The organism is Polaribacter sp. IC066 (genome assembly GCF_007997085.1).
GTDB lineage: Bacteria > Bacteroidota > Bacteroidia > Flavobacteriales > Flavobacteriaceae > Polaribacter.
On the sequence record NZ_VORR01000047.1, the window covers coordinates 21,207 to 31,357 of the forward strand.

The window sequence follows — 10,151 nt, forward strand, 5'->3', positions numbered from 1 at the left end:
GAGTTTAAATGGTTTAGATTTTATGATAATTCTTGTTTGGTTTGTTATTTTTAGTTTGAACACTTCATATTTTAACAACCCTAAAACAGCTCAAATGGTTTGAAGTCTCTATAAATAGTGCAAAACCCAACTCTTTTGAGTTGGGTTTTGTCTTTGTAAATAGCAAGGAAATTATGTATAAATTCACTTTACCATTTACTTTAGAAAACAGTAACTTCGTTTTAATGAAATTTAACTGTAAATAGAGTATCAAACAACAATGAATTGGATCTTATTAATTATTGCTGGGGCATTTGAAGTTGGTTTTGCCACTTGTTTAGGCAAAGCCAAAGAAGCAAAAGGCATTGAAACTACCTACTGGTATGTTGGTTTTTTATTGTGCTTAACAATAAGTATGTTTCTATTAGTAAAAGCAACACAAGAATTACCAATCGGAACTGCGTATGCCGTTTGGACGGGAATTGGCGCCGTAGGAACCGTTTTAATAGGAATTTTCGTTTTTAAAGAACCCGCTACCTTTTGGCGTTTATTTTTTATCACAACTTTAATTGCCTCTATTGTAGGGTTAAAATTTGTTTCTAATTAAAAACTTTATGAGAAGAAAATTTAACTTAAAAAGTTAAGATTTTTTGACTTATTTAATCGTTAAAATTGCGTTTGTTAATTCAATTTCTACCTTCCCAGAACTCACTTCATTTAATTTTACTTTTTTCTCTAAAATTTTAGTCATCTCTTTTTCTTTAGAAATGCCAAAAGTTGTTTTTACTTCATTCATATTTAAAGTTGTATTGAATCCGTAAACATTTAAATTGTAGTGACTATTTTTAACCTTATATAAAGTTAGTTTCGAGTAATCTCCTTTCAAATCAAATTTTGTAAAGTTTTTTCCAAAATCATAAAAGTAGAGTTTACTATTAAAATCGTTGAATTGTACGTTCTCACCAATTTCTCCTATTTCAATGCTAGACGTTTCTGTCTCTAATTTTGCATTCGAAATTGAGCCTATTTTAGTAGGATGCACATCCTTTAAACTATAAGCACCTGCTTTGATTTCTTCTGCCTGAAAAAACCCATTCATCAACACAAATTTAATATCTTTAGATACTAATTTTTTAAACTTTAAATCTCCTTGAAACGCGTTAACAACAATTGATTTTTCTATATCATACTTAAAAGTAAGATTAGAATGCAATGCCTTAATTTTAATACATGTATACTTTGGTACTCTAATAATAAAACTCTTTAAATCCTTCTTTTTAGTATTTATAAAAGCCTGATTTTCATACTTGCTTTTATTTTTAAAAAGAAAATCTTCCAAATCATTGCCTACGCTGCGAACAATTTCGTTCAATAGAATTTCTTTTGTTTTATAGTCGTATGCACGCTTTCTATACGTTTTACCGTAATACATAATAGCCGATTTAAGCGAATCCATGCTATAAAGATAATTACTATTTATTCCTACATACATCGAATTTTTTACATCTAAAGTAATGGTATTTCCTTTTTGTGATGTTTTCACATTGATATCGTCTAACAAATCTTCTCTTTTTCTTTTTGGATATCTAATAAAGGTTATTCCATAATCAAAATGAATTTTATCGTCTAAAGATTCTTCAAAAACAATGGCAACATTATCTAAATCTAAATTTAAGACAGTGTTTTTATCAACCTTAAAATGCTTTTTTAAAATAACTTCTTTGGTTTGTGAAAAAGAAATTGTGCCGATAAAAAAAAGTAGGATACTATAAATAAATGGTTTCATTGCTTGTGTTTTTTTGATTTAACTCTTTAATGTGCGCTTCTATGCCCTTTATCAACTCTAAACGCTGTTGTAAGTTCTGAATTAAGGATTCTAAAACGTTGCTATTGTTAGGATGTTCTTTAAAGTTTTTTACTAATTTTTGATAATTTAAATCTGATTCTTTTAACTTTTTCTTGTACCGTTTTATTAAAACAGTGTCGGTGGCTATTTTCATAAAACTATTCCACTCTTTATCAATATTTGTTAAATACTCTTTCTCAAAAATTTCCATTTGAATTTGAGCTTGAGTTTTAGACTTTTTTTGAACATCCGAAGTTGTACCAAAATAAAAATAAGTACAACAAATAGTAAATAGAATAGAAGACGCAATTTTTAAGAAAAAGAAAAATCTTATTTTCTTCTTTTTTGATGTTTGTGTGTTCAGTTTTTCTAAAAATTCTTCCCGATGATTTTTAGGCAATTCCTTTTTATTTTCTTCATTCTTAACGAATAAATCCCTGATATTATGCTCCATATCTTTGTGTTTTTAGTGTTTTTTGTAATGCTAGTTTTCCTCTTCTTAATTGTGTTCTAGACGTTTTTACAGGGATTTGCAATATTTCTGATATTTCAGAATGATCGTATCCTTCTATCAGATATAACTTTACTACTAATTCATATTTTTGTGGCAACTTCTCTATAGCTTCTAAAATCATTTCTTTAGTCATTTTTACCTCAAAATTCCAGTTCGTTTCTGCTGCAATTTCTAGCGGATACTTTTCTAAAGAAACCGTATCTAACTTTTTTTTCTTTAAAACATCAATACATTGATGAATGATAATCCGTTTTAACCAAGACCCAAAAGTTGTTTGATCTGTATAATTTTCTAAATTGATAAATGCCTTTAAGAAACCATCTTGCATGGCGTCTTTTGCTTCTTCATCATTTTTAAGATATCTGCACGCAATGGCATACATAGCTTTACAAAATAAATCGTACAATTTAATTTGGGCTTTTTGATTCCCTTTTTTACACTGTATCAGCAATAAAGTAAGCTCGTTAGACATTTTATAAGTTTGGTTCTACTATTAAAAACGAAAAAGATTCTTAAAGGTTTCATTTTTTTTTAAAATATTAAAATCAGTTTAATTATAGGCATATTGCATATAAAAATAATTACACTTTTTTAATACCTTTGAAACTCTATCAATTAAGCATCTATAATGGAAGATTTTTTACTGTACTTTAAAATGGGGTTACATCACGTGTTAGATTTTTCTGCATACGACCATATTTTATTTTTAATCGTGTTAGCCGTTGTTTTTACTAATTTTCAATGGAAAAAAGTAATCTGGCTAGTCACCTTATTTACCATTGGTCATTCTATAACATTAGCCTTATCTGCTTACGGCATTCTAAAAGTACCCATGGATTTAATAGAATTTTTAATTCCGTTAACCATTTTTATAACCGGCGTACTCAATATTATAAACGCTAAAAGGGATGCCACAAAAAAAGGGAACATCAACTTACTTTTAGCTTTATTTTTTGGTTTAATTCACGGTTTGGGCTTTTCTAATTATTTTAAAATGATGGTTGGGCAAGAAGAAGACAAACTCTTTCCTTTAGTAGAATTTGCTTTGGGGATTGAATTAGCGCAGGTAATTACCGTTATCGGAATTTTAATTTTAGGTATGATTCTTCAAAACTTTTTTAGAGTAGAAAGACGCGATTGGATTTTAGTATGCTCTTCTATTGTCATCGGGTTTTCTATTCAAATGATGATCGACAGAGTTTTTTGGTAAAGTAAAACTCAATAATATTTCGTCTAAAACTAATTAAAATTCATTTTTGCCGGAATTTATATTCAATTTAAATGAGGCGCATACGCTAAATTTTATCCCTTAATTAACGCCTTTATTCTACAAATCTTTTTACTTTCGTTTTATGACAGAAGAGAAACAGTTGAAATATGATAGAGCCTATTTAAAAATGGCTTTAGAATGGGGAAAATTGTCACACTGTAAGCGCAAACAAGTAGGTGCTATCATTGTAAAAGATAGAATGATCATTTCTGATGGTTTTAACGGTACCCCTACTGGTTTTGATAATTGTTGTGAGGATGAAGAAGGCGTCACAAAATGGGAAGTTTTACACGCCGAAGCCAACGCAATTTTAAAGGTTGCTTCGTCGGCACAATCAGCAAAAAATGCTACGCTCTATATTACTTTATCACCTTGCACAGAATGTAGTAAACTAATTCATCAAGCTGGCATAAAACGTGTTGTGTATGCAAAAAATTACAGAGATGTTTCTGGACTAGCGTTTTTAAAAAAAGCGGGTGTAGAACTTAATTACTTACCTTATGAATAAAAACAATTTACCCATATATTTTTCTTTAGCCGTTATATTAGGCATTTTAATTGGTGTCTTCTTTGGCGGGAATGCAGGCAATATACTTTCTTTTTCTAAAAGCCCATCGCAAGAACAAAAGATAAAAAAACTTATTAATTTTATCGAACAAGATTATGTAGATGAAGTAAACACAGAAGATTTACTAGATGGCGCTATTACACAAATGTTGGGGAAATTAGATCCGCACTCTGTTTACATTCCTAAAGAAAACTTACAAGCTATTGCAGATGATATGCAAGGTAATTTTGTAGGTATTGGTGTTCAGTTTAGAATGATTAAAGATTCTATTACCGTTATACAACCCATAAAAGGTGGCCCAAGTGTAAAAGCAGGAATTAAAGCGGGAGACAGAATTTTAATGGCCAACAATGATACATTACACGGTAAAAAATTTAGAACCGGCAGTATTCCTAAATACCTCAAAGGAAAACCAGACACTAAAGTAGCACTGCAAATTTACAGAAAAAGTAATGATTCTTTATTTATGGTTGATATTACCCGCGGAAACGTAAATATTAAAAGTGTAGATTTAGCATACATGATTAATGATTCTATTGGCTATATAAAACTAAATCGTTTTGCAGGCAATAGTTATAGAGAATTTAAATCTTCATTAAGCGCATTAATGAATGATGGCATGACAAATTTAGTTTTAGACTTGCGTGGAAATGGCGGAGGACTTATGTATGTTGCCAATAGAATTATCGATGAGTTTTTAGAAAAAAACAAACTCATGGTGTTCACAAAAAATAATAAAGACCAAGTTGAAGAATCTTTTTCTACCGCTATAGGTTCTTTTGAAAAAGGAGGTTTATATGTTTTAATTGATGAAGAATCTGCTTCAGCCTCTGAAATTGTTGCTGGTGCTTTGCAAGACAATGACAAAGGAACCATTATTGGAAGACGTTCTTTTGGTAAAGGTTTGGTGCAGATAGAGAAACCTCTAGGCGATGGTTCTGCAGTGCGTTTAACCGTAGCAAGATATTACACCCCAACAGGGCGTTCTATTCAGAAACCTTATGCTGGTAACGGCAATAAAAATTATTACAAAGATTACCAAGCAAGAATTGCTAGCGGAGAATTGTTAAGCAGAGACAGTATAAAAGTAGTCGATTCGTTAAAATATACAACTCCAAAAGGAAAAATAGTGTATGGCGGTGGCGGTATTATTCCTGATGTTTTTGTGGCGATAGACACGACCTCTTATATGTCTAGTTTCTATTTTAACTCGGTCAATAATTTTGCGTTTGATTATGTGGATACGAACAGAAAAAAATTATCAAAATGGACTGTAGATAGTTTTGTTACCGATTTTGATGCTGATGACGTTGTTTTAGACTCTTATTTAAAGTTTATAAAAGAAACTGCAAAGCCTTCTTTTAAAACGAAAGAAAGCATCAAAAAATATTTAAATGCATCTATTGCCAGTGTTCTTTTTGGTGATATTGGTTTTTATAGAATTATTCATCAAGATGATAAAATGTTACTAAAAGTTTTAGAGTTGGAAAACGCAAATTGATGAATATACAAAGAGATTTAAAAAACCCTTAATTTATTAGCTCCTTTTTGTGCATTCCTCTAAAAAAAAATAAACTAAAAGAAACTTTTTTGAGTGGGATGCTTTCAGCATGACAAACTAAACCGTTCTCCATACAGTTTGTCGTGCTGTAAGCATCTCACCTGCTATTTTTCAGATTAAGCTTTGTATAAGATGCTTGCAGCGAAATAAACTTAATGAGGATTGTTTGCGAAAAATCAATCAGAAACGAAAATTGGAAAGTAAAGAAGAATAGCTTTTCTTTGTGCCAATGATAACAATTACAACTTCCAAAAACAAAAAAGTCTATTTCGCTTCCGATCAACATTTAGGAGCACCCACTAACGAAGCTAGTTTTCCTAGAGAAAAAAAGTTTGTTGCTTGGTTAGATGATATCAAAAAAGATGCAGAAGCAATTTTTTTATTGGGTGATTTGTTTGATTTTTGGTTCGAATACAAAACAGTTGTCCCTAAAGGATTTGTAAGAACTTTAGGCAAACTTGCAGAAATTAAAGATGCTGGCATTCCTATTTATTTCTTTGTTGGCAATCATGATTTATGGATGCATGACTATTTTGAAAAAGAATTAAACATTCCTGTTTTTCACAACCCACAAGTTTTTACAATCAATAATAAAATTTTATTGATTGGCCATGGCGATGGTTTAGGCCCAGAAGATAAAGGATATAAACGCATGAAAAAAGTGTTTACTTTTCCGTTATTTAAATGGATGTTTAGATGGCTACACCCAGATTTAGGAGTTCGATTAGGGCAATATATGTCTGTTAAAAATAAACTAATTTCTGGTGAAGAAGATGCCAAGTATCTAGGCGATGAAAATGAATGGTTAGTGCAATATTGTAAACGTAAATTATCTCAAGCGCATTATGATTATTTTGTTTTTGGACACCGTCATTTACCTTTAAAAATAGAACTTCAAGAAAACAGCACGTACATTAACCTCGGAGATTGGATTCAGTATTTTACCTATGGAGAGTTGAATGGAAGTGAGTTTCTACTAAAAGAATTTAAGCCTTAATCCTTTAAACTAACTTCAACTTTTTTGCTTTTTACAGGTTATAATCCAAACTAAACAAATTTTATTCTATCTCTATAAAGTCATTTTTTCATCAAATTAGTACACTTTCATTTATTTTTTTTGCCTTTAAATTTTTCGTCAACAACATATAAAAGTATTCTTTTTCAAGAATAGAATAGCTATATAATACATGTCTTTGGCATTGAAAAACTAAAAATTACGCATAAAAAAAGCGGCAAAATTGCCGCTTTTTAATCAGATACTCTATTCATTTATTTTAAGTTGAAGCTTACTCTTGCGAATAAGAAACGACCACCAACACCAAATTGTTGCGATCTTCTAGACCAATCAAAACGACCACCACTTCTGTTCGCTTCAATAGCTCTGTCTGGATACACATCTAATAAGTTATTTGCTCCCACAGTTAACGTTAGATTTTCTGTAGCTTTATACCCTAAAGATAAATCAGTTACTATTTGAGCTGAAAAATTTTGTTGATTCGCAACTGAATTGGTAGCTTCAGAAACCTCACCAAAATACACGTTTCTAAAGAAAATATTAAATTTACCCGTAGTTAAACTATTGGTTAAATTTACTTTAGTTCTTGGCACTGCCTCTTCTAAAAAGATTCTACTATCTTCTGGAAAATAAGTACCTACTAAACCTGCATCCGTTAACTCTTGTGAAGCTTTAATACCGCCCACTTGTCTTGTTTGCGAAAAAGTACCCGCTAAATCTGTTGTTAATCTTGTATTACTCCCAAAATTTGCTTTGTGTGTAATGACCACATCTACTCCTTTAGATTGCGTATCTATAGCATTCGCAAAGAAAGAGGCTGCAGATGCATTTGCTTGGATTAATAATTTATCCAATTCAGAACCCGAATTATTATTAGGATTTGTATCTGTGTCACTAACACCAAACTGCCCTGTATACACCACTCTATCGGCTATATTCACAACATACCCATCTACTGTAAAAGTAATGTTAGATTCTGGTAACTGTGCCGTAAAACCTGCACTAAAACTATTAGAAGTTTCTTCTTTTAATTGAGGAATTCCTAATAATTTAGCTGCTTTGCTATCATTTGCAAACGTACCTACTTCAACAGGAATACCGTCTTGGAAAATTGTAGAAGTAGAGTTAAAGTTTAATTGGTGTAAAGAAGGTGCTCTAAAACCAGTATTAAAAGAAGATCTAACTCTAAAGTTTTCAGAAACTTTTAAAATAGCCGCTAATTTAAAGTTTAAGGTAGCACCAAAATCTGAATAGTTTTCATATCGTGTTGCAAAAGTAGTTGAAAAAGTGTCTGAAAACTTCGCATCTAAATCTACATAAGCAGCAACACTACTTCGGCTTCTTGCCAATTCGTTTTTTGGACCAAACCCAGGAAATACTTGAGAACCACCTGGTCTAGAGTTTCCAAAGAAGTCTTTTAAAGGAGTAGTCCCTGCAAGACCTCTAAATGGTGAACCGTCCGCTTGGTATTGCGTATAAGAAGACTCTTCTCCAGAAACGATTTCATAATTTTCTAGTCTGTGTTCAGCACCAAAGGCAACGCCAAACCCATCAAAAGTATCTTCAAAGAAACGGTTTAAATCTAAATTGGTGGTGTTTTGTGAAAATGAGAATCCACCAGCATCAAAAACAGTTGGCGATGCCACCCCTTGAGAAGCGTTATAAGTGTTTCCAATCAAATAATCAAAAGCATTTTTACCATAAGTATTCGAGAAATCTACATTCCAATCACCAATTTTACCTTTAATACCAACCGATAAAGATTGATCAGAAATTGTTGAGTTAATTTCTGGTAAAAAACCATTTATGTAAGCAGGTGTAAAAGTTCTACTTTGATTTGGCAATCTGTAAAAACCGGCAGAGTTACCTGCTCTAGAACTCATTCCTGCAAAAGAATATAGTTCTGTTCCGTTATCATCTAAAGGTAATTTAAAGTTGGCAAAGAAACGACCACCTCTTACTTGAGACTGACCCACTCTCATGTTAAAGTCAGCTCTATCTAAACCTCTTGCTGCTAATTCAGAATCCGTAGCGTTAGCCTCTAAAATTGATTGCATTTCAGATAACCCATCTGTTGCATTTGAAGAATAACCCGCAGTAGTTGCAAATCCTTTTAAGTCATTTAAAATAGTTGAATATTCAGGAGATGATGGATCTAAACCGTTTGATAAAGACAAAAATTTTGTTGTATCATAATTAGCTCCGTTTGCAATGCGCTCTACTGCATTATAACCATTAAAAATACTTCCTTCCCATTCTTTCATTCTGTTGTAATCTTCACGTACATCAAAATCTCCAGAAAAGTTAATAAAACCACCTTTGTCACCTAAAGGTAAACCGTAACTAGCGCTAATATTGGTCGTTTGACCGTCTACACCGCCTGTTTGCCCATTTGAATTGCTACTAAAATGTGCACCCGTGGTCACTGCCATAGACAACTCATTTACACTTTCATTTAAAACAATGTTAATAACCCCAGCAATAGCGTCAGAACCATACTGTGCTGCCGCACCATCTCTTAAAACTTCTAATCTTTTAATTGCTGCTGCTGGTATAGCGTTTAAATCTGTCCCTACAGAACCTCTACCAAACGTACCATTTACGTTTATTAAAGAAGATGTATGTCTTCTTTTTCCGTTAATTAATACCAATACTTGGTCTGGACCTAAACCTCTTAAAGAAGCAGGATCTACGTGATCTGTACCATCTGAAATAGTTTGTGTATTCGATGTAAATGAAGGTGCTACAAAATTTAAAATCTGATTTAAATTTACCTGTGGAGAAGATGCTGCTAATTCTTTAATATTAACAATATCAATAGGTACAGGAGAGTCTATTGCACTTCTGTTAGGGTTTCTAGAACCAATAAAAACAATTTCAGCTAAAGCATTATCTTCTTTTAGCTCAATTGTTAAAAAAGAAGTGTCGGTTACTTGTATCGTTTGGGAAGCAAAACCCATAGAAGAAACCACAAAAGAGGTTGGTAAGCTTTTTATATCAATAGAAAAAGTTCCCGCATCATTTGTTGAAGTACCGTTAGATGTTCCTTTTTCTACAATGTTAATATAAGGCAAACCCTCTCCATAAGAATCTGTTACTTTTCCTTTTATAGTTTGAGCTGCCAATGCAAAAGGCAACGTAAACATAAAAGAAAATACTAAAAATTTCAGTAAGTTTTTTTGTTTCATATTAAATTATTTTTAAATTAAGTTTAAACAAAGATTGTTCTTTTAATTTAACATTGCAAATTTTATAAACAAATTCTTAATTTTACCTTAAATCCGCAAGTAACATATTAGGATAGTTGAGTTCATTTTAGTTGTATTTAGAATGATGCAACTTTTCAATTAATTGCTATTTCAACGTTCGTTTTAACTTATTTTTTACCTTTATTTTCT

9 protein-coding genes are annotated in these 10,151 nt (G+C 31.6%); 5 read left to right on the top strand and 4 right to left on the bottom strand.

Features of this window, described 5'->3' with window-relative positions; genetic code table 11:
• Positions 1-259: 259 nt before the first annotated feature.
• Complete coding sequence (locus tag ES044_RS14325) at positions 260-586, top strand: DMT family transporter (RefSeq protein WP_147117983.1); 327 nt, start codon at positions 260-262, stop codon at positions 584-586.
• Positions 587-634: 48 nt separating this feature from the next.
• Here ES044_RS14325 and ES044_RS14330 read toward each other — a convergent pair whose 3' ends face one another.
• From ES044_RS14330 to ES044_RS14340, 3 genes are read right to left on the bottom strand one after another with little or no spacing between them, the layout of a single operon-like run.
• Positions 635-1,765: a hypothetical protein gene (locus ES044_RS14330; RefSeq protein WP_147117984.1), complete on the bottom strand. Its 1,131-nt coding sequence runs from the start codon at positions 1,763-1,765 to the stop codon at positions 635-637.
• Positions 1,746-2,279, bottom strand: coding sequence for a hypothetical protein (locus ES044_RS14335; RefSeq protein ID WP_147117985.1), 534 nt, complete (start codon positions 2,277-2,279; stop codon positions 1,746-1,748). The genes ES044_RS14330 and ES044_RS14335 overlap by 20 nt, the downstream gene beginning before the upstream one ends.
• Complete coding sequence (locus tag ES044_RS14340; protein WP_147117986.1) at positions 2,269-2,811, bottom strand: RNA polymerase sigma factor; 543 nt, start codon at positions 2,809-2,811, stop codon at positions 2,269-2,271. Before ES044_RS14340 ends, ES044_RS14335 begins: the two co-directional genes overlap by 11 nt.
• A 156-nt stretch (positions 2,812-2,967) precedes the next feature.
• Here ES044_RS14340 and ES044_RS14345 point away from each other — a divergent pair, with 156 nt between their 5' ends.
• From ES044_RS14345 to ES044_RS14360, 4 genes are all read left to right on the top strand, one after another.
• The gene (locus ES044_RS14345; RefSeq protein ID WP_147187323.1) at positions 2,968-3,549 is read left to right on the top strand and encodes a HupE/UreJ family protein; all 582 of its coding nucleotides are present in this window, start codon (positions 2,968-2,970) and stop codon (positions 3,547-3,549) included.
• Positions 3,550-3,691: 142 nt separating this feature from the next.
• On the top strand, positions 3,692-4,117 hold the full coding sequence (locus ES044_RS14350) for a deoxycytidylate deaminase (protein ID WP_147117988.1): 426 nt from the start codon (positions 3,692-3,694) through the stop codon (positions 4,115-4,117).
• The gene (locus ES044_RS14355; protein ID WP_147117989.1) at positions 4,110-5,678 is read left to right on the top strand and encodes a S41 family peptidase; all 1,569 of its coding nucleotides are present in this window, start codon (positions 4,110-4,112) and stop codon (positions 5,676-5,678) included. Before ES044_RS14350 ends, ES044_RS14355 begins: the two co-directional genes overlap by 8 nt.
• Before the next feature lie 289 nt (positions 5,679-5,967).
• Positions 5,968-6,735, top strand: a complete 768-nt coding sequence (locus ES044_RS14360; protein ID WP_147187325.1) for a UDP-2,3-diacylglucosamine diphosphatase — start codon at positions 5,968-5,970, stop codon at positions 6,733-6,735.
• Between the two features lie 272 nt (positions 6,736-7,007).
• Here the strand turns inward: ES044_RS14360 and ES044_RS14365 are convergent, their stop codons facing one another.
• A complete protein-coding gene (locus ES044_RS14365) occupies positions 7,008-9,941 on the bottom strand; it encodes a TonB-dependent receptor (protein ID WP_147117991.1) in 2,934 nt (977 codons plus the stop codon).
• Positions 9,942-10,151: the final 210 nt, after the last annotated feature.

Bases quoted from the DNA above. Each gene is read 5' to 3' on its own strand.
- ES044_RS14325 (WP_147117983.1), top strand. From the start codon at position 260: ATGAATTGGATCTTATTAATTATTGCTGGGGCATTTGAAGTTGGTTTT.
- ES044_RS14330 (WP_147117984.1), bottom strand. From the start codon at position 1,765: ATGAAACCATTTATTTATAGTATCCTACTTTTTTTTATCGGCACAATT.
- ES044_RS14335 (WP_147117985.1), bottom strand. From the start codon at position 2,279: ATGGAGCATAATATCAGGGATTTATTCGTTAAGAATGAAGAAAATAAA.
- ES044_RS14340 (WP_147117986.1), bottom strand. From the start codon at position 2,811: ATGTCTAACGAGCTTACTTTATTGCTGATACAGTGTAAAAAAGGGAAT.
- ES044_RS14345 (WP_147187323.1), top strand. From the start codon at position 2,968: ATGGAAGATTTTTTACTGTACTTTAAAATGGGGTTACATCACGTGTTA.
- ES044_RS14350 (WP_147117988.1), top strand. From the start codon at position 3,692: ATGACAGAAGAGAAACAGTTGAAATATGATAGAGCCTATTTAAAAATG.
- ES044_RS14355 (WP_147117989.1), top strand. From the start codon at position 4,110: ATGAATAAAAACAATTTACCCATATATTTTTCTTTAGCCGTTATATTA.
- ES044_RS14360 (WP_147187325.1), top strand. From the start codon at position 5,968: ATGATAACAATTACAACTTCCAAAAACAAAAAAGTCTATTTCGCTTCC.
- ES044_RS14365 (WP_147117991.1), bottom strand. From the start codon at position 9,941: ATGAAACAAAAAAACTTACTGAAATTTTTAGTATTTTCTTTTATGTTT.